Genomic DNA, 24449 nt, shown 5'->3' on the forward strand with positions numbered 1-24449 from the left:
GCAGCGGACAGGCTGGCGGGACAGTCTAGCTTAAACCTGCGATAACAGTTAAAAAGAATGATTACAACCAAAAAAATAAATAGTAGACAGTTATATTTTGATTTTTTGAAATATAGTTAGAATTATGGTAATATATTCATGTAATTAAATCCCTTATAAGGAGGTTTATTATGAAAAAGAAAATTGTATCACTCGCCCTGACCGGTATTATGTCTCTTACGATGGCTGCTTCCGCCTTTGCTTATCCGGAGAGCAACAACCGGTTCGTAACGGAATCCGGCCAGCGGACCGGGTCCATAAACGGTGATCACCAGTATGGGCGGATGACTTTGAAGTTGGATACGATTGTGTGGTACGACAATTACGCTTATGCAAGTCTATATGAGGTCTGCCCGGGCAAGTCGAGGAATAATTTGGGGACGGTAAATGTAGGTATGTATAACCGCGAGGCTTCGAATAATTTCTATATGAGCGGAGCTTGTACGTATTATGCGGAGTATACGAAGGTCAGTCCGGAGGGCGCGGCCGTCTTTTCAAATCTGAGGATTCAGAACTTTCCTTAAAAAAGCGAAGCAAGGTCTGATAAGAAAGCAGAACAGTAAGATAGTTTGATTCTAAACGGCCCCTAAAGACTTACACTTCCGGAAAATGCGGTTGTGTCCAGGGGGATATGTTTGACAGCGGCGCTGATATGACTAAATGAGCTGTCTCAAAAGGGTGAAACTGGTGAGGCAATCCTATAATATGTGCAAAAGAACCTTCAAAACCACTATAAAGTGGATCTGAAGGTTCTTTTTTAACCGAATATCACGTGAAAAGTGGGACTGATTTTCTTGAAATGACTCTTGGGACAGCCCCTTTGTCGTCAGTCTGCTAAATTCTATTTGTGCTCTCGTTAAGGCAGTCACTATTACCCTCGCGGTAGAGCGCTGAGCTTTGCGGTCCACATGCCGATTTAGCCGGCCTGCTCCTCTGTCCACGCCTGCACGTGGTTGCTGCTCAAGTAATCCGCCGCTTTGGCGTTGCTTTCCACTTGAGCGGTGTTCTTGCAGCCTGGAATGACGGCGGTAACCGCGTCATGCTTCAGGCACCAGGCGAGCGCCCATGTCGCCATGTCCATGCCTTCGGGCACCTCATGCGCCTGAATGCGCTGCACTTCCTCCAGCTTGCGCAGCGTAGCCTCGGGATCGTGGCGGTGCCGCGTATCCGTCTGGGCGAAAGTTGCGCCCGGCTTGTACTTGCCGCTGAGGTAACCGCTTGCCAGCGGGACGCGGGCCAGTACGCCGAGATTCTGCTCCAGGCAGGAATCGAATACGCCCTGCTCCGGCGCGCGGTCCAGGCGGTTGTAGACGACTTGAATGACTTCAGAGCCGACACTGCTTGAAGCGGCTACCTGGTGGAGATTGTCATTCTTAGCGATGGATGTGCCGATGTGACGGATCTTGCCCGCTTGCTTCTGCTTATCCAGCGCCGTCCACAATGCATCGCTGTCAAAGGCGGAGTCCGGGCCTGAATGAAATTGATAGAGGTCGACATAATCCACACGAAGCGCTTTGAGTGAAGCGTCCAGCTGGGTCAGCACGTCTTCAGCGGAGTACCGGTCATCGCGCTTGAAACGATCATGGAAATGATGGCCGAATTTCGTAGCCACTACCCAACTCTCGCGGTCGCGGCGGCTCAAATAGTCGCCGATGAAAGATTCGGACAAATGATCGCCATAGCACTCTGCCGTGTCGATCAGATTAATTCCGAGCTCCCGCGCCTTGTCGAGAATAGCATCCACTTCGGGCTGGGTAAAATCCACGCCCCATTCACCGCCGAACTGCCAGGTGCCTACACCGATCACGGATACTTTTAATCCGGTTGAACCAAGTTTGCGGTATTTCATCGTTTAGCCTCCTACGTTTCTGGTTAACCGCCAAACGACTCTGCTGCAGGCGGTATATTCTCTTCCATTTAACGCAAAAATGAAGGCAAAGTCAAAAATTCGGAGAAGGCTCTTGATATCACAGGCCGAGTGTGAGATACTAACCTAACTAATGTTAGTTAGGAGAATCTTACTCATGAATACCTCTGAGCGTATCAAAACCGCAGCTCTGGATCTTTTTGCCGCACAAGGTTATGAGGGGACATCGATGGCGCAAATCGCAGAAGAAGTCGGCATTAAGACCCCTTCTATTTATGCGCACTTCAAAGGAAAAGAAGAGCTTTTTCTCAGCGTATTGCAGGACGCCTCCAAAGAGGAGCTGGCTTTTGCGACGGCGCACTTGGACGCAGACCCGGATCAGCCTCTTCACGGCAAACTCTATAATCTGCTGCTGTATTTTCGTGACAAATATGAGCACGATAACGGGGCGAAGTTCTGGATCCGGATGATGTATTTTCCACCGACGGCTCTTTATAAGGAAAGCATGGAACTGGCCTATGTCTATCTGGGCAGGCTCGAAGAGCTCCTTACAGCGGTTTTTGAAAACAACCGGATCTCTATAGCTGTGGACGCCAGTACAGCCGCTGCAGCCTACCTTTGTCTGATGGATGGTATGATCGTTGAGCTTCTGTACGGGACGCCGGCAAGCTTCGAGAGAAGGCTGGAAGCGTCATGGGAAGTATTTAAGAGAGGAATTTCTCCTTCATCATAAATGACAGAAAGTCTGGAGGCAGAGGCAGTGAACAAACATTGGATTTACGTATTGGCCGCAGGATTTCTTGAAATCGGCTGGGTATCGGGGTTGAAACACGCGGACAGCGCCCTTACGTGGGGGATGACCGCGCTTGCCATCATTATCAGTTTCTGGGTGCTGCTAGAGGCGACGAGAAGACTGCCTGTCGGAACGGTGTATGCGGTTTTTACCGGGATCGGCACGGCAGGTACGGTTATTGCGGAAACTGTTTTTTTTCAGGAACCGTTCAGCTGGTTGAAAGTGCTCTTTATTCTTATTCTTCTTGGCGGCGTGGTCGGACTTAAACTAACGACAAAGGAACCGGATAATCCGGGACCGGCGGAAGGAGCGAATCGATAATGGCCTGGGTTTCACTGATTCTAGCAGGTTGTACAGAAGTGCTCGGCGTATATTCGATGAATAAAATTAGTCAAAAGCGTACCTTAACCTGGTTCTTGATGCTTATTATCGGTTTCGGTTTGAGTTTCTCGCTTCTGTCTATCGCGATGGAGACGATTCCGATGGGAACCGCCTACGCCGTATGGACCGGAATCGGTACGAGCGGAGGGACACTCCTGGGCATGTTCGTGTTCGGGGAATCCAAAGACTGGCGGCGGATCGTGTTTATCGCGATGATTATCTCAGCGGCCGTAGGGCTTAAGCTTTTGACTTAGATTATCTTCTGCTGAGCAAGAACTAAGAATCCACCTTGGCCGCAAGCTCTCCCGCTGCGCACAGATACGCAAATAGGCTTGCAACGCCGGGGTGTTTTTCATATAATAGAGGGCATAACTAAAGCAAGAAGCTTCACGAACCGCATATCAAATGCGCTGAAGGAGAAGAGTACGCAGTACTTCCGGACAGGGAGGCGACACCGGAGATTGAGAGTGTCCCCATGGAACCAGGCTGCCGAAGTTCGCTCCCGAGCAGTCTCTTGAACACGGGCACAGGGCCCGGACCAGTAGAGAGCACCGGCTACGAACCGTTATTCGAATGAAGTGAGACCGTACACGAACTGAAGCGACAACCCGTCGCCGTGCACGTGCAGGTCTAACAAGGGTGGTACCACGGCTTTCTCGTCCCTTACCGGGCGGGAAGGCTTTTTTTGTTGGGCGGAAAACCCGTTAGCATGGACAGATTCAAAGGAGGGATTACCGATGAGAGAACGATTGGAAGCGTTGAAGGAAACAGCTTTGCAGGAGTTAGCCGCTGTCGGCAGCCAGCAGGAGCTAAATGAGCTTAGAATTAAGTATTTGGGCAAAAAAGGACCGCTTACCGAGATTTTGCGCGGTATGGGTGCATTAAGCGCGGAAGAGCGCCCGGTGATCGGTCAGGTGGCCAATGATGTGCGCGGGGCTATTGAAGAGGTTATTGCCCGCAAACAGGAAGAGTACGACCGTTTGGAGACGGAGAAGCGCCTGAGCGCCGAAACCATCGATGTAACGCTGCCGGGTCGTCCGTCCGAGCAGGGTGCCGTACATCCGCTGAACAAGATTACTCAGGAAATCGAAGATATTTTTATCGGGATGGGTTTCACGATTGCAGAAGGTCCGGAAGTGGAGCGTGATTATTATAATTTCGAAGCTCTGAATCTGCCCAAAGATCATCCGGCCCGCGACATGCAGGATTCTTTCTATATTACCGATGAAATTCTGCTGAGAACCCAGACCTCCCCTGTGCAGGTACGGACGATGGAAGCGCGTAAAGGCGCCGTGCCGATTCGTATCATTTCTCCGGGCAGAGTATACCGCCGCGATGACGATGACGCTACTCACTCTCATCAATTTACACAGATTGAAGGACTTGTGATCGATAAAGGTATCCGCATGACGGATCTGAAAGGGACCCTCCTGCAATTCATGCGCGAGATGTATGGCCCGGATACACAGATTCGGATGCGCCCGAGCTTCTTCCCGTTCACGGAACCGAGCGCTGAGGTCGATGTCAGCTGTATGATGTGCAGCGGCAAGGGCTGCCGGACCTGCAAACAAACAGGCTGGATCGAAATCTTGGGATCCGGTATGGTACATCCGCGCGTACTTGAAATGTCGGGTTACGATCCGAATGAATACAGTGGATTCGCTTTCGGTATGGGTGTCGAACGTGTTGCGATGCTGAAATACGGGGTGGAAGATATCCGCCATTTTTATACAAACGACCTGCGTTTCCTGAAGCAGTTTATTCATCTATAGAATCGGAAGAGGAGGGAATAAGACGATGAAAGTTTCTTATAAATGGCTGTCGGAATACGTGGATCTGCAAGGATTCACAGCGGAAGAGCTTGCTGAAAAATTGACGAGAAGCGGCATTGAGGTCGATATTGTCGAAGCGCTCAATAAAGGTGTGTCGGGTGTTGTTGTCGGTTATGTCAAAGCAAAGACGAAGCATCCCGATGCGGATAAGCTGAATGTATGTACCGTAGATGTCGGAAGCGGGGAAGACCTGCAGATCGTCTGCGGAGCGAAGAATGTGGATGCCGGTCAAAAAGTGCCGGTTGCCGTAATCGGCGCGGTCCTTCCGGGAGATTTCAAAATCAAACGCGCCAAGCTGCGCGGTGTGGAGTCCCAGGGGATGATCTGTTCGGCCAAGGAACTCGGCATGAACGATAAGCTGCTGCCCAAAGAAATCCAGGAGGGGATTCTGGTTCTGCCGGCATCCACCGAAGTCGGTCTATCCATTCTGGATGTGCTGACGCTCGATGACCAAGTGCTAGAAATGGAATTGACTCCGAACCGTTCGGACTGTCTGAGCATGATCGGAACCGCCTATGAAATCGGTGCAATTCTGGGCCGTCCTGTCCAATTGCCGGAAGATAAGCGGCATCCGAATGTTGAGATGAGCACAACCAAAGCGGAAGACCGCATCAGCGTCAAGATTGATGCCCGGGAAGAGTGCACGCAGTATGCCGCTCGTCTCATTGAAGGTGTAACCGTAGGCACTTCACCGCTGTGGATGCAGAGCCGCCTGATGGCAGCCGGTGTGCGTCCGATCAATAATATCGTCGACGTGACCAACTATGTCATGCTTGAATACGGACAGCCGCTGCATGCGTTCGATGCCGATCAGGTCGATTCCGGCCGTATCGTTGTAAGGCTCGCTCATGAAGGGGAGAAGATGGTCACCCTTGATGACGTAGAGCGTACGCTGGAGCCGCACATGCTGCTTGTAACGGACGGTATCAAGCCGATTGCGATTGCAGGCGTTATGGGCGGAGCCAACTCGGAGGTTACCGAAGGCACGACGAATATTTTGCTTGAATCGGCACGTTTTGCAGGTCCTTCTGTCCGTAAAACATCCCGTCAGCTTGGACTTCGTTCCGAAGCGAGTCTTCGTTTCGAGAAAGAAGTGAATCCGGAAGCCGTCATCTCGGCTCTGGACCGCGCAGCCGCGCTTCTCATCCTGTGCTGCGGCGGAAAAGTAGCACAAGGAATTGTCCAGGAGATCGGTGCTGCTTATACGCATGCTAAGATCGCCCTTAAGCTGGACCGGGTTAATCATTACCTCGGCACTGATCTCTCCATCCAGCAGGTCAAAGAAATTCTGGACCGTCTGGGACTGGAATATGGTCTGCTTGACGGCGGTTCCCTGATTGTTCAAATTCCGGGTCGCCGCGGGGATATTACCCGGGATGTGGATCTTATTGAAGAAATCGCCCGTCTTTACGGTTATGATAATATCCCGACCACCCTGATGACAGGAGTAACGACTCCGGGCTCCCTGACACGCGAACAGGCGCTTCGCCGTACGATCACACGTCTTCTAACCGGCAGCGGACTTCATGAGGTGATCACCTATACTTTATCGCATCGCGAAAGTACGGCAGATTATCCGGGATTGTATCCGGAATACACGCCGATCCCGCTGGCTATGCCAATGAGTGAAGACCGTAGTGTGCTGCGTACCACGATTGTACCGCAGCTGCTTGAGACGGTTACTTACAACCGCAACCGCAAGAATGACGATGTGGCTATTTTTGAAACCGGCACAGTCTTCCTGTCGGAAGAAGCCGAAGCCGGGTTAACTAAACAGCCGCAGGAGAAACGCGTTCTGGGGATCGCGATGACTGGCAGCCGTACAGGCAGTCACTGGCAGCAAAAGCAGAAAAAAGTTGATTTTTATGATATCAAAGGAGTTTTTGAACGGATAACTTCTTATCTGGGGCTTCATGTGGAATATCGCTCGGCCCAAAAAGAAGGCTATCACCCTGGCCGGACCGCCGAGCTGATTCTGGTAACTTCTTCCGGAGAGCGTCAGCCGATCGGATATATGGGACAGCTTCACCCTGCTCTGCAGAAAAAGCGCGATCTGGAAGACACGTATGTACTGGAAGCAGAGCTGGGTCCGATTCTTCAACATGCGGATTATGAAGCGGACTACAAACTGCTGCCTCGTTACCCGTCTGCAAGCCGGGATATGGCGCTGGTTGTAGACGCTGCGGTGCCGGTCGGTGAATTGGAGAAACTGGCCGCAGACACCGCAGGAGAGCTTCTGGAGTCTATCCGTGTGTTCGATGTATACACAGGAGAACGTCTGGGCGAAGGGAAGAAAAGTATCGCGTTTGCACTTGTATACCGGCATCCGGATCGCACTTTGCAGGATGAAGAAGTCGCTCAACTGCACGAGGGCGTTGTAAAAGCACTGGAGACCGCTTTCGGAGCGGAACTGCGCAAGTGATCTTTCGCTGAAAAATCAGGGCATGCAGAAGGAAATAGGGCGGGTCACATCGAATTCTTACTCGATGGACCGGCCCTTCATTTTTATGTTAACGTGTATAGGCAGGGTTAAATTTGTCTGAACCGCTGCTGGCGTTACATGCGGCCGATTCGAATGCTGCACAACCGAAGGAGGATTTATCGTGAATTCGGAAGAAAGAGCGAATATTACCGTTGACATATATGGAAACGAATACAAATTAAGAGGGAATTCCAACCCGTCTTATGTAAGAAAAGTGGCAGCTGAGGTCAATGAACAAATGGTTCAGATCGCCTCCAGTTACCCGCGTCTGGATACATATAAAATAGCAGTGCTCGCTGCCGTTAATCTGACGGACGAGAAAGCCCAGCTGGCTCAGCGGTTCGATCAGTCCGAAAACAAGCTCGGCGATTTGAATAAAGCCGTTGCTCAAGCTGAATCTGCCGTCGAGAAGGCCAGGCAGGAGCTGGAAAAAGCGAAGCAGGAAGAGCAGCAGCGCAGTCAGGAACTGACGCAAGCCCGTGAACAGGGAGAGCTGTCTGCTAAGCGTGAGCAGGAAATGAAAGCCGAGCTCCAGCAGGCCAAACAGAGAAGTGAGCAAATTCAGCGTGAGCTCAGCACAGCTCGCGACAAGTCACAGCAAGGCGCTAAGCGGGAAGAGCAGCTGCGAAGTGAGCTCCAGCAGGCTAAGCAGCATGGGGAGAAACTCCAGAACGTGCAGAATACGTTAAAGCAGCAAATGGAGAAAGATGCGGCACAAGCCCAGCAGTTGAAGCAAAAATTAGATGAGACTGTTGAGCGTGAGAAGAAACTTCAGGCTGAAGCAGACCGGACTAAACAAAATGTTGAATCTCTGCGTAAAGAGCTTGAGAAAGAAAAGCAAGCCGCTCAGCAGCTTCGAAGTGACGCTAAAGCATCTCTGGTTCAGATCCAGGAAGCGGCCGAGAAGGAGCAGACTTTAAGGGCGGAGCTCGCTCTGCTTAAGCAGCGCAGTGAACAAGTCCAGCGTGAGCTGAGCGGATTCAAGGAGCGGGCCAAGCAGCAGGAGCAGCAGCTGCAAGATCTGAAGTCTGAGCTTGAGCAGCTTACGGAGCGGGAAAACAGCGTACGCAAGGAAGCGGAACAAGCCCGGCAGGATGCGGAAGCGCTGCTGGAAGATCTGGAGCATGAGAAGGCGGCTGCAGCAGCCAGACAGCAACAATCGGATGCAGAGTTTGCAAGGCTGCAAGAAGAGAAGAAATCTGCAGATGCACAGCTCGCTGCGATTAAGTCGGAGCTGGAGCTGGCGCATGTTAGCGTACAGGAAAGCAAAGAGCTGGAAGAACAATTAAATGAGGCGGCCCAGCTTGCTGCCGAGCGTGAAGAGATGCTTCGCAGTGAGCTTCAGCAGGCTCAGCGCGATGCCGAAGCACTGCTGGAAGAAGTAGAGCGTGAGAAAGCCGAGGCAGAGGCTGTACGCGAGGAGCTGCGTGAAGCAGCTGAACGGGAGCAGACCCAGCGCGCTGAGCTTGCCCTAATTAAGCAGCGTTCCGAAGAGACCCAGCGTGAGCTTGCTGAGAGCCGGGAACAAGTGCAACAGCAGGAACAGCAGCTGCTTGATACCGCTGAGCGGGTGGAAGAAGTGCGCCGGGAATTGGCGCAGGCCCGAAGCGATGCGGAAGCGTTGCTGGAAGACCTGGAACAGGGTAAAGCGGCAGCCGATGAAGAGCTGCGTGAATCAACCGAGGCTTTGAAATCGGCCCGTTTGGAAGCCAAAGCTGCTAAGGAGTCGGCTGAGGCCGAGAAATCCACGCGTGAAGCGGTGCAGCAGGAGAAGGCTTCGGTGGAAGCGAAACTGGAAGAAACTGCGAGAGCGCTGGAAGCGGCCGAGCAGCGTCATGCTTCGGCTGAGTCGAAGCTGGGCGAGACAAGCGCAGCGCTGGAGCAAGCGAAGCAGGAAGCGGCGGCAGCGCGAGAATCCGCCGAGACCGAACTTCTGGAAGCGCTGGAGGCAGCAGAGAGCGAGAAGGCAGCGCGTGAAGCTGAGCAGCAGCAGCGGGCTTCGGTTGAAGCGAAGCTGGAAGAGACCGCAGCGGCACTGGAAGCGGCCGAGCAGCGTCATGCTTCGGCTGAGTCGAAGCTGAGCGAGACAAGCGCAGCGCTGGAGCAAGCGAAGCAGGAAGCGGCGGCAGCGCGAGAATCCGCCGAGACCGAACTTCTGGAAGCGCTGGAGGCAGCAGAGAGCGAGAAGGCAGCGCGTGAAGCTGAGCAGCAGCAGCGGGCTTCGGTTGAAGCGAAGCTGGAAGAAACCGCAGCGGCGCTGGAAGCGGCCGAGCGGCGTCATACTTCGGCTGAGTCGAAGCTGAGCGAGACAAGCGCAGCGCTGGAGCAAGCGAAGCAGGAAGCGGCGGCAGCGCGAGAATCCGCGGAGACCGAGCTTCTGGAAGCGCTGGAGGCAGCAGAGAGCGAGAAGGCAGCGCGTGAAGCGGTGCAGCAGGAGAAGGCTTCGGTTGAAGCGAAGCTGGAAGAAACCGCAGCGGCACTGGAAGCGGCTGAGCGGCGTCATGCTTCAGCTGAGTCGAAGCTGGGCGAGACAAGCGCAGCGCTGGAGCAAGCGAAGCAGGAAGCGGCGGCAGCGCGAGAATCCGCGGAGACCGAGCTTCTGGAAGCGCTGGAGGCAGCAGAGAGCGAGAAGGCAGCGCGTGAAGCTGAGCAGCAGCAGCGGGCTTCGGTTGAAGCGAAGCTGGAAGAAACCGCAGCGGCGCTGGAAGCGGCCGAGCGGCGTCATGCTTCGGCTGAGTCGAAGCTGGGCGAGACAAGCGCAGCGTTGGAGCAAGCGAAGCAGGAAGCGGCGGCAGCGCGGGAATCCGCGGAGACCGAGCTTCTGGAAGCGCTGGAGGCAGCAGAGAGTGAGAAGGCAGCGCGTGAAGCTGAGCAGCAGAAGCGGGCATCGGTGGAAGCGAAGCTGGAAGAAACAGCAGCGGCGCTGGAAGCGGCTGAGCGGCGTTATGCTTCGGCTGAGTCGAAGCTGACCGAAGCATCCGCAGCGTTAGAAACTTCTGAGCAGCGCCGGGTAGGGTCCGAAACGAAGCTGAGTGAAACGTATGCAGTATTGGAGCAAACAAATCAGGAAGCGCAGCAGCAGATTGCTGCGCTGCAAGCCGAACTGGCAGTTGAGCGTGAACGAGTGGCGCAGGAGAGAGCGGCAGCAGCCGGACTTGCCGGCGAGCTTCAGGCCGCTGCAGCGCGTGAAGAGGCGCTTCGCGCAGATTTGGCCCAGTCCCGGCAAGACGCAGATGCTATGCTGGAAGATATCGAGCAGCAAGAAGCGGCTAAAACCAAGCTGGCTGAATCCGCTCAGGCGCTTGAGAGGGCGCTTCAGCAGGAGGCGGATGCCCTGCAGTCTGCTCAAAGTGAATTGACTGAAGCTAAAGAAGCCGTACAGAGAACGGAAGATTGGGCTCGAACACTTGAGTTGGAGAAGTCGAATTTACAGGCGGAACTTCACGACTCTAAAAAATTGCTGGAAATCGCGCTTCAGGAAGCAGCTGAGGCGGAGAGTGCGGCTGCAGAGGCAGCTGAACAAGCCAAAGTTCTAATTGCCGGGCTGCGTATAGATCTCTCTGAGGCGCACAAAGAACATGAAACGGGCCGGAATGAGATGGCTCAGACCGTCAGCAGGCTGAAAACTGCGCTGGAAGCGGCCGAAAGCGACTTGTCCGCAGAGCGGGAACGCGTTGTGCAGGAAAATGCCGTTTCCTCGGATTTGTCGGCGAAGCTTAAATCCGCCGAAGCGCGCGAAGAAGCACTTCGTGGAGAATTGGCGCAAGCGAAGCAGGACGCTGAAGCGCTGCTGGAGGATCTGGAGCGCCATCAATCTGATGCGGAGAGCAGACTGCGTGAGATTACGATATCGCTGGAGGAAGCGCACAAGGAAACGGTTGCCGCCCATCAGAGAAGAGCGGAGCTGGAGTCGTCTTTCCATACCCAGCTCGCTGAGGCGTTAATTCAGAGTGAGAAAATGTTCACGGAAGTGGCGGCTGCAAGAGAGAAGGCGGAGCGTGAACTGGCTGCGGAGAAGGGAAGATTCGCTCAAGAGCAGCTTGCGGCCACAGAGCTGGCGGAAGCGCTGAAAATGGCAACAGAACGTGAAGAAACGCTTGCCAGGGAGTTGACCGAGGCACTTCTGAATGCCGAAGCCTTATTCGAACAACTGGAGCACGGACAACGGGAAGCTCAAAGCAAATTGAACGAATCAACGGCTGCCCTTGAAGAAGCGCGTGAAGCGGCGAAGCTTGAGCTGGCTGCCGAACGCCAGCGGGCAGCGCAGGAGATCCGCTCCATGGAAGGTCTGGTTGCCAAGCTCGAAGAAGCGGAAGCAGCCCGCGTGGAAGCCATGAAGCGCGAAGCGCAGCTTCGTGAGGAGCTGGACCGGGTCAAAGCGGCGGGTGAAGCAAGCAATGCCGAACTGACCTCTGCGCTGCGCGAAGTAGCCGCTACCCAGCAAATGGCTCATGAGCAGGTACTTCAGGAGCAGAATATCCGGAGAGAGCTGGAGAAGGCGCTCACGGAGAGACGCTCTTTACAGGAAGAACTGGACGCTTATCGTCAGCTGATGGATGAGCAGGCGGATCAGGAACGGGCGAGCCTGGGCGAAATGGGTACGCTGCGCAGCGAGACCGGCAAGCTCAGCCAGGAGCTGGCGAAGCTGCAGGAAGCGCTGGAAGCCGAAAGCAAACGGAGCGGCTTGCTGCAGCATCAGCTGGAAGAGCTGGAACGCATCCATCTTCAGTCCCAGCAAAGCCTGACGGAGCTCCGCCGGCGTGATGAGCAGACAAGCGGACGCTGGGAAGCTCTTCAGGAGGAACACAGCAAGCTGCTCGATGAGTATTCCAAGCTTCAGAGCGAGTATAACGAATGGGTTCAGCTCGTCATGGAAGAGCCGAAAGAGTAATGGTTCTGCCTCCATGGAATGTGCTTGACTGGTCCATCCTGGTCATTCTGGCGGGAGGACTCTTCCTGGGATATGCAAGGGGATTGATCAGCGGGCTGGTTTCGATGGCCGGGTTATTGATCGCGTTATTCGTGGCGGCCCGTTATCACCGCGCTGTTGCCGAATATTTACTGGAATGGCTTTCCCTTTCTTCTTTTTCCGGTTATGATAAATATGAGTTTTTGGTAAAAGGCCTGAATTTGGAGATTTATATCGCAGGTGCACTGGCATTTGCCTTTCTGTTTATTCTGGTCAAGCTGCTGCTGGGCATTGCGGGAAGAATGCTCAACCTCATCGCCCGCCTGCCTGGTTTGAATTTAATAAATCGAATAACGGGCGTTGCTCTCGGAGGAATAGAGGCGTTTGTCCTTCTCGTCATTGCCGTTCATATGATGGTTATTCTGCCCTCCGATTATGTCCAGGACATGCTTGGCAGCTCACGTATAGCTCCCTATCTGCTTGATGATGTGCTCGAATGGGCACGCGGCATTTGGGAGCGGTATACGTAATTGAGTGAAACTTCTCCTCCCGCAAGGGAGGTTTTTTTACCAGATAGGAAGAAATTCGTATACAAAATCTGATCATTTTTAGACAAGCGAAAAAGATATGCACCCGTACATACGTACCAGGCAAGCGTGCGCAGATGCCAGGCGGTTACAGCCATAACACCTGCTTTCGTTCCAGCCGGATAAATCGGTATGCGACTGTGGAGCGAGAGGAGGAGAACCAGACAATGGAACAAACGTTAGCCGCAGGGAACGTCGTTATCGCCGCTTTTATTATGATCTCAGCTTGTCTCGGGTGGTTCTATGTATGGATTCGTAAAAAGCAGAAAGCAGAGGGAGCGGCAAAAGTCCAGTCGATCATTACCGCGATAGCGGTTACGTTCTTTTTCCTCCTTCCGCTTCTGATTATGTTCGTGTGCATGTACGCCGCGCTGCTCAGTGCAGGAACCATCCTTACGGATAGTATCTGGTATGAAAGATCCGAGGATTTGCTCAGCCTGGCCTTGTTGATGGTATTCGGGCAGGTGGTGCTCAGCTTCCCGGTCCGGCTGCTGCTGCGCCTGGGAGCACTCCAACCGCTCAAACGCCTCCGCAGCAAACTGGGGATGCCGCTCCTTCCGCTTCAGCTCAGCCTGACGATGTTGACGTTCGCGATCGGATACTCAGCGGCAAGGTCATGGAACCTGACATCCGTAGAGCTGAATGAACAGGGACTGTTTTATATAGCGGTGCTTCCTCCGCTGGCCGCTTTCGGGATCTTTGCCTTACTCCGCCGTAAACGGCAGAAATCCGACCAGTAGGAAAGATCCGCCTCTGAACACACAAAAAAGCTTGCGTCTACGTATCAGCGGATACGAATGACGCAAGCTTTTTAAATCTGCAGATGGTATTAGCAGGCGGAGATTACTCAACTACCAGCTTTGCTGTCATAGTGGAGTGTCCGGAGCCGCAAGGAATACTGCACTGGATGTTATAAGTGCCGGCTTTATCGGGCGTGATAACTTTGCTTTTACCGCCGTCTACACTTACTTTTAAATCCGGAATTTGAAGCGCGTGCATGCCCTCTTTATTGTTAAGGCTGATTTTGAGCGGCTCGCCTTTTTTGACCGTATATACGTCTTTATCGAATTTCCAGTTGGAAGCTTCTACGGAAATCTCCTGGGTAGGCGTAACTGTGGTTTCGCCTGCCTTTTCTTCGGTTTTACCGCATGCGGCCAATGCCAGAATCAATACGACAGACATCATCAGCAATAAGGCTGATTTTTTCATAGATTTGTCCCCTCCGTGTAACCATATTCGCACAAGGCAGTGCAACACACATACCATGTACGAATTAATCATACACCTGCCGGGAGAGGAAGTCAGTGGCAAATTGGTGAACCCTTTATGACAATTTCCCTTTGTATTCCATTTTTAACTATATAAATGGAAAGACCGGCCTCAGCTAAGTCGAGCTGACGGCCGGTTTTTTCAGCATCATGCAGGGAAAAGCAGGTCAGCGCGCACCATGCGATTGATCCGATTTGTCAAACGGACTGGAGATGGGGATAAACAAATCGATAATGCCGATGACAAGCGCTGCAAGAATGGCGCCTATAATCGAGACGGATACCCCGGAGACCAGGAATTGAGAAAGCCAGATAACGAGCGCACTTGTCAGAAAACCGACGATTCCACGTCCGAACGGTGTTATTCTCCTGCCGAATACGCTCTCGATAATCCAGGCGATTACAGCAATAACAAGGGCGAGCAGCAGGGCACTGAAGAATCCCCCGACCGTAAAGCCCGGAACAAGCCAACCGACCACCATCAAAACCAGCGCAGAAACGATAAACCTGACCACATGTCCAAGAAACCGCATCGCTTTGGTACCTCCTTGATTTGTTGGCTGAATATGGGAATCGCCGTTACCTGCGGACTTTCATTTGCAAGATGCCTGATATAGCATACCCTGTTTTGCAACTTTGCATTTTAAAAGAACTCTCCATAGCTTCGGCCGGGAGGATTGGATATAATAAAGGGATCATTCAAATGTGAGGGAGAATGCATTGAAGAACTCGAAAATTTTGCAAACGATGGAATTTCATAAAATCACACATAAATTAGGGACTCATGCGGCAACCTCGTTAGGAATCGCGAAAGCAGAAGAGGTGCGTCCTTCAGGCGATTTTACAGAAGTAAAACTCCGCCTTCAGGCGACGGATGAAGCCTTTGCAGTCGACCGCCTTAAGGGTGGAGCTCCGTTCGGAGGCATCCGCGATATTCGTGCAGCGATACACCGCGCGAGGGTTGGCGGTATGCTGAACCCGAGCGAGCTTCTTGATATTTCGACGACCATTTACGGAGGAAGGCGTCTGCGCAAGTTCCTCGAGACGATGAACGAGCAGCATCCCATTCCGATGCTTACGGGTTGGGCCGAGCTGTTGAGCGATAACAAAGAGATGGAAGATCGGATCAAAAGCTGTATCGACGATAACGCATCGGTGATGGACAGCGCGAGCAGCGATCTGGCGCGTATCCGCAGCGAGTTAAGAAGCGGTGAGGCGCGTGTGCGTGAGAAGCTGGAGCAGATGATCCGCAGCACGTCCGTCCAGAAAATGCTCCAGGATGCGCTCGTAACGATGCGTGGAGACCGGTATGTGATTCCGGTCAAGCAGGAATATCGCTCTTCGTTCGGCGGGATGATCCACGACCAGTCCGCTTCGGGCGCTACTTTATTCATCGAGCCGGAAGCTGTCGTGACGCTCAACAACCGCATTCGTGAGCTGAAGCTCAAGGAAGAGGCGGAGGTTGAGAAGATTCTGCGCATGCTGACGGCTCAGGTGGCGGAGATATCGGAGGAACTGCTCGCCGATGTCGAGCTGCTTGCCCAGCTGGACTTTACGTTTGCCAAGGCTGGCCTTGCCCGCGAACTGAAGGCGACCCTCCCGCGGCTGAATGACCGGGGATTCCTGAAGCTTAAGCGCGCACGCCATCCGCTGATTCCGATGGACAAGGTCGTCCCGATCGATCTGGAGCTGGGCGCAAGCTTCACGACTATTATCGTGACGGGCCCGAACACCGGAGGGAAGACGGTTTCGTTGAAGACAGTCGGACTCCTCAGCCTGATGGCCATGTCGGGATTATTTATCCCGGCTGAAGAAGAAAGCGAGCTTTGTGTGTTCGACGGCATTTATGCCGATATAGGCGACGAGCAGAGCATCGAACAGAGCCTTAGTACGTTTTCCAGTCATATGACCAACATCATCGGAATTCTGAAGGACATGACGCCCAAAAGCCTGGTGCTCCTGGATGAGCTTGGAGCCGGTACAGACCCTGCAGAAGGTTCGGCGCTCGCCATCTCCCTTCTGGAGAACATCCACAGGATGGGCTGCCGGATGATCGCGACCACTCACTACAGCGAGCTCAAAGCGTATGCGTACGAACGGCGCGGCGTCATTAACGCCAGCATGGAGTTCGATGTCCAGACGCTGAGTCCGACATACCGCCTGCTGGTCGGGGTTCCCGGCCGAAGCAACGCATTCGCGATTGCGGAGCGTCTGGGCCTCCCGCGCGCGATTATCGACAGCGCCCGCGTACAGGTCAGCGACGAAGACCAGCGCGTCGAGACTATGATCGCCTCGCTGGAGGAGAACCGTCTGACGGCTGAGGCTGAGCGCAATAGCGCGGAGCAGATCCGCCGCGAGACCGAGCAGCTTCGCGCGTCTCTGACCAAAGAGAGGGAGCGGCTCGAGGAGCAGCGCGACAAGGTGCTTCTCAAGGCGCAGCAGGAAGCGCAGGACGCCGTAGCCAAAGCCCGCCGCGAAGCGGAAGAGATCATCGCGGATCTGCGCAGGCTCGCGAAAGAAGAGGCCGGCGCCATCAAGGAGCATAAGCTCATTGATGCTCGCCGCCGCCTGGATGAAGCGGAGCCTAAGCTCCGCAAGTCCGGAGCGAAACAGCCGCAGCGCACCAGGCAGGCCGATGCCGAGCCGGGTGATGAGGTCCGGGTGATCAGCCTGGGTCAGAAAGGCCATGTCGTTGACATTGTGAACGCCGCAGAGGTGACCGTCCAGCTCGGCATCATGAAGATGAAGGTCAAAAAATCCGATCTTGAAGTGATCAAAGCGGCTCCTCAGAAAAAACCGGTTCAACAAGCCGCGGCTACGGTTAAACGTACTCGTGACGACAATATCCGGATGGAGCTGGATTTGCGGGGCGCTAACGTCGAGGAAGGAATTCTGGACCTGGACCAATTCCTGGATGAGTCGTTCCTGAACAATTTCGGCCAGGTCTTCGTCATTCACGGTAAAGGCACAGGGGTACTCCGGGCAGGGATTCAAGATTACTTGCGCAGGCACAAACATGTCAAAAGCTTCCGCATAGGTGGATATAATGAAGGCGGCAACGGGGTTACGGTAGTCGAGCTTAACTAGATCTCTGTTCATTGCGTTCTTGCGTTCAGGATCACTTATCTAGGTGGGTCTCAGAGCCGGCCAGAGGGGCCTGCAGCTGAACGATTTGGCCCCCATACTAAGATTTCTTCCGGATGGTTGAAAAATTATTTTAGGAATGAATGAAACGTAATTGTGGGTCCCGCGTATGAAAAAGTATGGAAAAACAAAATAAGACATTTAAGCGAAAGCGGGAGGTATACCATTATGGGGATTTTTAAACGACTGAGAGACTTAACGATGGCTTCAATGAACGACCTGCTTGACAAAGCAGAGGACCCGGTCAAGATGTTGAACCAGTTCCTTAGAGATATGGAGCAAGACATTCAAGAAGCGGAAGTTGCGGTAGCCAAGCAGATCGCGATCGAGAAGAAATTCAAGCAGCAGTACGAAGAAGCGGAAGAAATGGTAGAAAAGCGTACGGAGCAGGCTATGAAAGCTCTGGAGCAGGGCAATGAAGATCTCGCCCGCCGCGCCCTTGAAGACAAAAAGGAGCATCAGATCAAGTTTGACGAGATGAAGCGCCAGTTTGATGTCGCCAAAACCAATGCGGATCAACTTCGCAGCCAGTTGTCTGAAATGAAAGATGAGTTCACGAAACTGAAGAACAAGAAAGACCTGCTGATCGCGCGCGCTGAAGCTGCCAAAGCTCAGAAGCATATCAACCAGGCGCTGTCGGGCTTCGGTTCGGACAACGCAGCCAAAGGCTTTGACCGCATGTCCGAGAAGGTTCTCCAAATGGAAGCCGAGGCACAGGCAAGCAACGAGCTCCGTTCCAAAAGCAAGAGCCTGGATGACGAACTTGACAAGCTCGGCGCGACTGACGGAATCGCAGATGAACTGGCGGCTATGAAAGCGAAGCTGGCTGAAAAAAATAAATAACCGTGCTATAATGGCGGTATGCCTTAACACAGAGACTGGGATTTATTCTCAGTCTCTTCCCTTGTTTACTACTTTAATACCGGAGGGGGCATACACTTGCATGAAGAGGTGAATCAATTGCTTAGCAATCCTTATTTGGGGGCGCTTGCTTTTTTTTCTGTCGCGGTTGTTACGGTTGTCGTGTTCCTGACACTATTTGAAATTGTAACGAAGTACAATGACTGGGAAGAAATCAAACGCGGGAATGTATCTGTGGCAATGGCCACCGGAGGTAAAATATTCGGAATTTGCAACGTATTCCGCTTTGCCATCCTCAACAACGATTCGCTGATCCGTTCTTTGATGTGGGCGGGATTCGGATTCATTCTGCTGATGGCCGCTTATTTTATCTTTGAGTTTTTGACTCCTTATTTTAAAATAGACGACGAAATAAAAAGGGACAACCGCGCGGTCGGATTGCTCTCGATGATGATCTCTGTCTCTCTTTCCTATGTGATTGGAGCTTGCGTTACTTAAGATACAGGGACGTTGAAGAGCGGGCCTGGCGTTGTGCTCCGGTACCGGGAGGGTTACGGGAAAATGAAATATTTATGGGGAATCCTGCTTGCGCTGGCCATCTTGTTCATGGGGCTGGGTGTACGTTATTTGATGGTGCAATAGGCAGGAGAAGATCTTGGATGAGGAAAGTTAGCTAGGAGGTATGAAGTATGACCGAAATGCGAAAAGAAGAAGAGAAAGAAACGTTGTGTCCCTGGTGTCAGACGGAAATCGTATGGGACCCCGAGATCGGGCCTGAGGAATCTTGCCCTCACTGCTACAATGAACTGGGCAATTACCGCAGTCTGACCCTCGGCTCCGAATTGAACGAAGAAGAGGAAGACGAAGACGAAGACGAGAAACCGCAGGCTGCCGATTCCGAGGAAGATTTGCTCTGGGAAGAGGAAAGCGAATATACGGATGCGTATGCCGAAGCGGTACTGAGCTGTCTGGATACGCAGGAAGAAGCGCCCGAGTGTTCCTCCTGCCGTGAACTGATGCTGCATGCCGGTACGCAGTCGTCCGGAGCAGATTATAAAGCCGCAGTTCCGGCGGCATTAGGCAAACCGTTCCTGGACGGCGGTTATAAATTAAATGTATACGTCTGTCCTTCTTGCTTTAAAGTGGAGACGTTCCTGGATGAAGCGGGAAGAGAGCGTATGCTGGCAGCATTCGGTGTCGAAAAAGATCCGCAGACCTGAGCTGCCCAAAGAAAGTTCAACAAACCGCACGTCCATTACGGACGGTGCGGTTTGTTTTTTGTCAGGCGCGGAAGCGGAAGAAATTTGCTTCATTGAAGAGTGCCCCTTTTGGTAACGATAAGGAAGAAAAGTTGCCCGAAAGGAAGGGGTTTCTAAGTGCAGCAGAACAAAACCCGGCGCCGCTCCCGGTTTATGGCCTGGTTCAGCGGACAGGGGAGCGGGCAGACAACCGCAGCAAGCCCTGCGGCGTACGTCGAATCACTCAAGCCGGCCGATGAGCCTGCTGCAGCATCGAGACTGGATCGCCAAACGATCCTGCTGCTGTTTGAGAATACCTTGTACGGGGCGGCCCATGCGTTCTCCGGAACTTTTGTCAGTATTTACTTGTGGAAGGCAAAGAATGATTTTGCGATGATCGGCTGGTTTGCACTTATTCATCAGCTCAGCACGGCACTGACTTTCTGGCTGGCAGGCAAGTGGGTGAAAGAGCATAACAAGATGAACTGTCTGCGGACAGGTGTAGCTTTATCCGCTTTCTTTTACATACTCGTTCTTCTGCTGGGTCCCAAAAGTGTCGATTATATTATGCTGCTGGGTATGGTGCAGGGACTAGCCGCGGGCTTCTTCTGGCTGGCCTTTAACATCGTCTATTTTGAAGTCACAAGCAGAGAAACGAGAGACAGGTTCAATGGGCTGGCCGGGCTTATGGGCGCGGGAGTCGGCATGCTGGCACCATGGGCATCGGGCTTAATCATTGTTCATATGTCCGGGAATATCGGCTACAAGGTGATTTTCTCCATATCACTGGCTATATTCCTGCTGGGAGTTGTCGTTAGTTTTTTTCTCAAAAAACGCAAGATTGAAGGGACCTATGACTGGACGTATGGGCTGCGGTGCTTGCGAAGCCCCCGGAATGTCTGGCGGCCTGTATGCGCGGCTCTCGTCGCTCAAGGATTCCGGGAAGGGGTATTCGGCTTCCTGATCGCCCTTATGGTCTATATCGCGACAACCAGCGAACAGAAGCTTGGTAATTTTGCGCTCATTACGTCGGGGGTATCTTTCGTCAGTTTCTGGTTTGCTGGTCGGTTCCTAAAGCCGAAGTTCCGGAGCAGGGGGATGCTGGTAGGCGTGGTTATGGTCATAGTGGTGATTCTTCCATTTTATTGGAAGGTGAACTACTTGACGCTTCTGCTTTTTGGCGTAGGAACGGCCTTGTTTCTTCCGCTCTATACGATCCCGATGACTTCGTCCGTGTTTGATCTGATCGGCATGAATGAGGAAAGTGTGAGCAGACGGGAGGAATTCGTGGTGCTGCGCGAGATTTCCATTAATACGGGGAGAATGCTCGGTACGCTGCTGTTTATTATCGTGATTTCCCGCAGCACAGCCCCTGTCGTGATCAATACGCTGCTCCTCCTGCTGGGCAGCACTCCCTTGATCTCTTGGTTTTTCATGAGAAAAGTGCTCCGGCTCAAAAACTCTTGACAAGGCCTTAAATTCCTATAAAAATAGTAGGTATAGGAACCGGGCCCGGCAGTAAGCCTTTCAGGTCGGTTTAGAATGGAACGGCAGTATGCATCAGGGAGGAAACGACCATGGGAAAAAAATTAGTGAACAGTATTGCGGAGTTAATCGGGGATACACCAGCTGTCAGGCTGAACCGTCTGACAGGGGATGATGATGCGGAAGTCTATGTGAAGCTTGAATATTTCAATCCGAGCGGCAGTGTAAAAGACCGCGCGGCTTATAATTTAATCGCGCAGGCGGAGAAAGACGGCCTCTTGCAGCCCGGGGCTACGATCATAGAGCCGACGAGCGGCAACACGGGTATCGGGCTGGCGATGAACGCAGCCGCCAGGGGCTATAAGGCTATCCTGGTCATGCCGGACAATATGACCAAGGAGCGGATTAATCTGCTCAAGGCCTATGGAGCCGACGTTGTGTTGACTCCGGCCGCGCAGCGGATGCCGGGTGCGATTGCAAAGGCGCTGGAGCTGCAGAAGGAAATTCCCGGCAGCTACATTCCGCAGCAGTTCGAGAACAAGGCTAACCCCGATATCCACCGGGTGACGACGGCGCTTGAGATCATCGAGCAGACGGAAGGACGTCTGGACGCGTTCGTCGCTTCCTCCGGAACGGGCGGCACGATTACCGGGACAGGCGAAGTGCTCCGGGAGCGCATTCCCGGCATCAAGATCTACGTGGTCGAGCCGGCAGGCTCGCCTGTGCTTTCGGGCGGAGAGCCCGGACCGCACAAGCTTGTCGGGACGAGCCCGGGCTTTGTGCCGGCCATCCTCAACACGGACGTGTACGATGAAATCGTACAAGTATCGGATGAGGATGCGGTGCGCACGACGCGCGAGCTGGCCGCCCAAGAAGGCATCTTGGTCGGGCCTTCCGCGGGCGCGACGGTTTGGACGGCCATTCAGATTGCCCGCCGGCTCGGTCCGGGCAAGAGGGTGCTGTGCATAGCGCCGGACACTGGGGAGCGGTATTTGAGCTCCGGGGTATTCGGGGAGTAGATCGGCAGCACATCCGGCGCCGTTCCTGATAAAACTTGCGAGGAATCAAGACTTTAACTTAGATCAAGACACAAGACAGCCTTACGGTTCGTCACGCCCATCATGCTGATTATCGGCATATTGGGCGTGGCGTCCGGGGGGCTTTTTGTATAGCAAGAAGATAAATAGCGGGGTTTAAGCGGAATAGTTATTCGTATCATTGAATAAAAATACATTATGATGTATAATTATCGAAGAGGTATTGTGCGAAGAAAGGTGGACTGCAAAGATGATTTCCTTGACGTGTGAAATTCCAAAACCATGGATTCTAAATCCCTTCATACAATCGTATACGGAACTGACTCAGCTCAGTGTGGACTACAGACATTTGAAAGAAATCCCCGCCAGTCAATTTATTTCCGCTTATGAGGATCAGGAGCTGGTAGGTATCGCTTTCGTGGCAGCGAACGGCCAGGCCGAGACGGAGTCCTCCTTGTCGGTAATGATTCTGCCTTCGTATCACAAGCGGGGAATTGAAAGCTCCATGCTGCGCCTTTTGAAGGGCAAGCAGAGCCGGGGAGCTTGAAGGCAAGCGGGGTGCCCGGCTGAGGTGAAAAATGCATAAGATGTTAAGGCTGCAGAGCGGATGAGCTCCCGGCCTTTTTGTGATTGTGCTTTTTATTGAATTCATACCGGGCTGGGTGTAATATGATAAATAAAGATTTTATGCTTAAACAAGTTGTGCACGACCATTAAGCTGGATGCGTAAGTGATCATGATCCAAGCAGGAGGTTCGAAGATGAACGATCTTAATCACCAAATTCTTGAAATCCTCAAAGAAGATTCCCGCCGTAATCCGGCCCTTGTGGCTACTATGCTCGGAATTACAGAGGAAGAGGCGGCATCTGCGATACGTCAGATGGAAGAAGATCACATTATTGTTAAATATGCGACTGTTTTGAACTGGAGCAAGGTAGACAGCGAGAAAGTAAACGCGCTTATCGAAGTGCAGATTACTCCTGAACGCGGAACGGGTTTTGACGCCATTGCGGAACGTATCTATTTATATCCGGAAGTGAAGTCCGTTTATCTGATGTCGGGCGCGTATGATCTGCTTGTCGAAATCGAAGGCCGGACACTTAGAGAAGTATCTTCGTTCGTTTCCAATAAGCTCTCCACGCTGGACCGGGTACTTTCGACCAAGACTCATTTTATTCTAAAAAAATACAAACAGGACGGGATCATTTTTGATGACCATGAGGATGATCATCGGATGCTGGTCTCGCCATAAAGGACGATGACGATGATAAACCAGGATGAAATCGGACGTAAACAAAAGTCCATGCAGGACTATTTATCGCCGCTGGTCCGGGATATTCCTCCTTCGGGCATCCGGCGTTTTTTTGATTTAGTCAGCGGAAGCAAAGACATTATTTCTCTGGGGGTCGGGGAACCGGACTTTATTACCCCATGGCATGTGCGTGAAGCCTGCGTGTACTCTCTGGAGAGAGGCCGTACCAACTATACGCCTAATGCGGGGCTTCCCGAGCTTCGCGAAGCGATTGCCGAATATTTATACAGCGGCTTCCAGGTCAAATACGAGCCATCTAATGAAATTGTCGTGACGGTGGGAGGAAGCGAAGCGATCGATCTGGCGCTGCGCGCCCTGATTACGCCTGGGGACGAAGTGCTTGTACCGGAACCGTGTTACATCGCGTATAGTCCGATCGTTACGATCGGAGGCGGCGTATCCGTTGGTCTGGAGACCTTCGCCGAAGACAATTTCAAGCTGAAGCCGGAAGCGCTGCGCGCTAAGCTGACACCCAAATCGAAGGTGCTGATCTTGAGTTACCCGAGCAATCCTACGGGCGGGATCATGACTTACGAGGATTGGCTGCCAATCGCCAAAATCGTGGAAGAGAACGATCTTATTGTCATCGCCGATGAGATTTATGCGGAACTGACCTATGGCAGCAAGCATGTCAGTTTTGCTTCTCTGCCGGGGATGCGTGACCGCACGATTCTCGTAAGCGGATTTGCCAAAGCCTTTGCAATGACAGGCTGGCGTGTCGGTTACATGTGCGGGCACCCGGAGCTAATCTCGGCTATGCTCAAAATTCACCAGTACACGGTGATGTGCGCCCCGATCATGGGCCAGATCGCAGCGCTTGAAGCACTGCGGAACGGACTGGAGGAGAAAGACCGGATGGTGGATTCGTACAACCAGCGCCGCCGGTTAGTCGTTCAGGGCTTCCGGCAGATCGGTCTGGAGTGCCACGAGCCGGAAGGGGCATTCTATGCTTTCCCGTCTATTAAATCAACGGGATTATCTTCCGAAGAGTTTGCGCAGAGACTACTTGTCGAAGCTAAAGTTGCCGCTGTTCCGGGAGCCGTATTCGGTAACGGCGGGGAAGGTTTTGTCCGCTGTTCTTATGCGACTTCGGTATCTCAGCTCACTGAGGCTTTAGACCGTATTGGAACTTTTATGAAAAAATTGTAAAGGTTTGTCCAAAAAATAGTTTTCAGATTCGGAAAAAACTGATATCTTTAGGGTAAAGGAGGGAT

At 52.8% G+C, this 24449-nt stretch carries 22 protein-coding genes; 19 read left to right on the forward strand and 3 right to left on the reverse strand.

Annotation, left to right across the window (positions count from 1 at the left end; all coding sequences use genetic code 11):
• The first annotated feature begins 170 nt into the window (after nt 1-170).
• Nucleotides 171-563, forward strand: a complete 393-nt coding sequence (locus tag AR333_RS16230) for a hypothetical protein (protein WP_068776407.1) — start codon at nt 171-173, stop codon at nt 561-563.
• Nucleotides 564-955: 392 nt separating this feature from the next.
• Here the strand turns inward: AR333_RS16230 and AR333_RS16235 are convergent, their stop codons facing one another.
• A complete protein-coding gene (locus AR333_RS16235) occupies nt 956-1888 on the reverse strand; it encodes an aldo/keto reductase (RefSeq protein WP_068776408.1) in 933 nt (310 codons plus the stop codon).
• 175 nt (nt 1889-2063) lie between these two features.
• Here AR333_RS16235 and AR333_RS16240 point away from each other — a divergent pair, with 175 nt between their 5' ends.
• From AR333_RS16240 to AR333_RS16275, 8 genes are all read left to right on the forward strand, one after another.
• Nucleotides 2064-2639, forward strand: coding sequence for a TetR/AcrR family transcriptional regulator (locus AR333_RS16240; RefSeq protein WP_068776409.1), 576 nt, complete (start codon nt 2064-2066; stop codon nt 2637-2639).
• A gap of 27 nt (nt 2640-2666) precedes the next feature.
• The gene (locus tag AR333_RS16245; RefSeq protein ID WP_068776467.1) at nt 2667-3020 is read left to right on the forward strand and encodes a multidrug efflux SMR transporter; all 354 of its coding nucleotides are present in this window, start codon (nt 2667-2669) and stop codon (nt 3018-3020) included.
• On the forward strand, nt 3020-3334 hold the full coding sequence (locus AR333_RS16250) for a multidrug efflux SMR transporter (protein WP_068776410.1): 315 nt from the start codon (nt 3020-3022) through the stop codon (nt 3332-3334). Before AR333_RS16245 ends, AR333_RS16250 begins: the two co-directional genes overlap by 1 nt.
• A gap of 483 nt (nt 3335-3817) precedes the next feature.
• Entirely contained in the window at nt 3818-4852 is a 1035-nt protein-coding gene (gene pheS, locus AR333_RS16255) for a phenylalanine--tRNA ligase subunit alpha (RefSeq protein ID WP_068776411.1), read from the forward strand.
• A gap of 25 nt (nt 4853-4877) precedes the next feature.
• The gene (gene pheT, locus AR333_RS16260; RefSeq protein WP_068776412.1) at nt 4878-7334 is read left to right on the forward strand and encodes a phenylalanine--tRNA ligase subunit beta; all 2457 of its coding nucleotides are present in this window, start codon (nt 4878-4880) and stop codon (nt 7332-7334) included.
• A gap of 181 nt (nt 7335-7515) precedes the next feature.
• A complete protein-coding gene (locus tag AR333_RS16265; RefSeq protein WP_068776413.1) occupies nt 7516-12285 on the forward strand; it encodes a hypothetical protein in 4770 nt (1589 codons plus the stop codon).
• Nucleotides 12285-12833 carry a CvpA family protein gene (locus tag AR333_RS16270; RefSeq protein ID WP_084783737.1) on the forward strand — a complete coding sequence of 183 codons (549 nt, stop codon included), beginning with the start codon at nt 12285-12287 and terminating at the stop codon, nt 12831-12833. The genes AR333_RS16265 and AR333_RS16270 overlap by 1 nt, the downstream gene beginning before the upstream one ends.
• Before the next feature lie 224 nt (nt 12834-13057).
• Nucleotides 13058-13630 (forward strand): hypothetical protein, encoded by a 573-nt coding sequence (locus tag AR333_RS16275; protein WP_068776415.1) that lies wholly within the window; start codon nt 13058-13060, stop codon nt 13628-13630.
• A gap of 103 nt (nt 13631-13733) precedes the next feature.
• Here AR333_RS16275 and AR333_RS16280 read toward each other — a convergent pair whose 3' ends face one another.
• A complete protein-coding gene (locus AR333_RS16280) occupies nt 13734-14099 on the reverse strand; it encodes a cupredoxin domain-containing protein (protein ID WP_068776416.1) in 366 nt (121 codons plus the stop codon).
• Between the two features lie 226 nt (nt 14100-14325).
• The gene (locus AR333_RS16285; protein WP_068776417.1) at nt 14326-14691 is read right to left on the reverse strand and encodes a phage holin family protein; all 366 of its coding nucleotides are present in this window, start codon (nt 14689-14691) and stop codon (nt 14326-14328) included.
• A gap of 187 nt (nt 14692-14878) precedes the next feature.
• On the opposite strand from AR333_RS16285, the gene AR333_RS16290 reads away from it, so the two are divergent.
• From AR333_RS16290 to AR333_RS16330, 10 genes are all read left to right on the forward strand, one after another.
• Nucleotides 14879-17245 (forward strand): endonuclease MutS2, encoded by a 2367-nt coding sequence (locus AR333_RS16290; RefSeq protein ID WP_367584600.1) that lies wholly within the window; start codon nt 14879-14881, stop codon nt 17243-17245.
• A gap of 225 nt (nt 17246-17470) precedes the next feature.
• Nucleotides 17471-18145, forward strand: a complete 675-nt coding sequence (locus AR333_RS16295) for a PspA/IM30 family protein (RefSeq protein ID WP_068776418.1) — start codon at nt 17471-17473, stop codon at nt 18143-18145.
• 96 nt (nt 18146-18241) lie between these two features.
• Complete coding sequence (locus AR333_RS16300; protein WP_068776419.1) at nt 18242-18661, forward strand: DUF350 domain-containing protein; 420 nt, start codon at nt 18242-18244, stop codon at nt 18659-18661.
• 12 nt (nt 18662-18673) lie between these two features.
• On the forward strand, nt 18674-18805 hold the full coding sequence (locus AR333_RS25635; protein ID WP_301336126.1) for a hypothetical protein: 132 nt from the start codon (nt 18674-18676) through the stop codon (nt 18803-18805).
• Between the two features lie 47 nt (nt 18806-18852).
• Complete coding sequence (locus tag AR333_RS16305) at nt 18853-19383, forward strand: hypothetical protein (protein ID WP_253735882.1); 531 nt, start codon at nt 18853-18855, stop codon at nt 19381-19383.
• A 156-nt stretch (nt 19384-19539) separates the two neighbouring features.
• Complete coding sequence (locus AR333_RS16310; RefSeq protein WP_068776420.1) at nt 19540-20868, forward strand: MFS transporter; 1329 nt, start codon at nt 19540-19542, stop codon at nt 20866-20868.
• A 110-nt stretch (nt 20869-20978) separates the two neighbouring features.
• The gene (gene cysK, locus AR333_RS16315; RefSeq protein WP_068776421.1) at nt 20979-21905 is read left to right on the forward strand and encodes a cysteine synthase A; all 927 of its coding nucleotides are present in this window, start codon (nt 20979-20981) and stop codon (nt 21903-21905) included.
• Nucleotides 21906-22173: 268 nt separating this feature from the next.
• Nucleotides 22174-22470 carry a GNAT family N-acetyltransferase gene (locus AR333_RS16320; protein ID WP_068776422.1) on the forward strand — a complete coding sequence of 99 codons (297 nt, stop codon included), beginning with the start codon at nt 22174-22176 and terminating at the stop codon, nt 22468-22470.
• Between the two features lie 213 nt (nt 22471-22683).
• The gene (locus AR333_RS16325; protein WP_068776423.1) at nt 22684-23175 is read left to right on the forward strand and encodes an Lrp/AsnC family transcriptional regulator; all 492 of its coding nucleotides are present in this window, start codon (nt 22684-22686) and stop codon (nt 23173-23175) included.
• Nucleotides 23176-23187: 12 nt separating this feature from the next.
• Nucleotides 23188-24384 (forward strand): aminotransferase class I/II-fold pyridoxal phosphate-dependent enzyme, encoded by a 1197-nt coding sequence (locus AR333_RS16330; protein WP_068776424.1) that lies wholly within the window; start codon nt 23188-23190, stop codon nt 24382-24384.
• The last annotated feature ends 65 nt before the right edge of the window (nt 24385-24449 follow it).

The sequence above is a fragment of the Paenibacillus sp. FJAT-26967 genome, assembly GCF_001541095.1.
Lineage (GTDB): Bacteria > Bacillota > Bacilli > Paenibacillales > NBRC-103111 > Paenibacillus_F.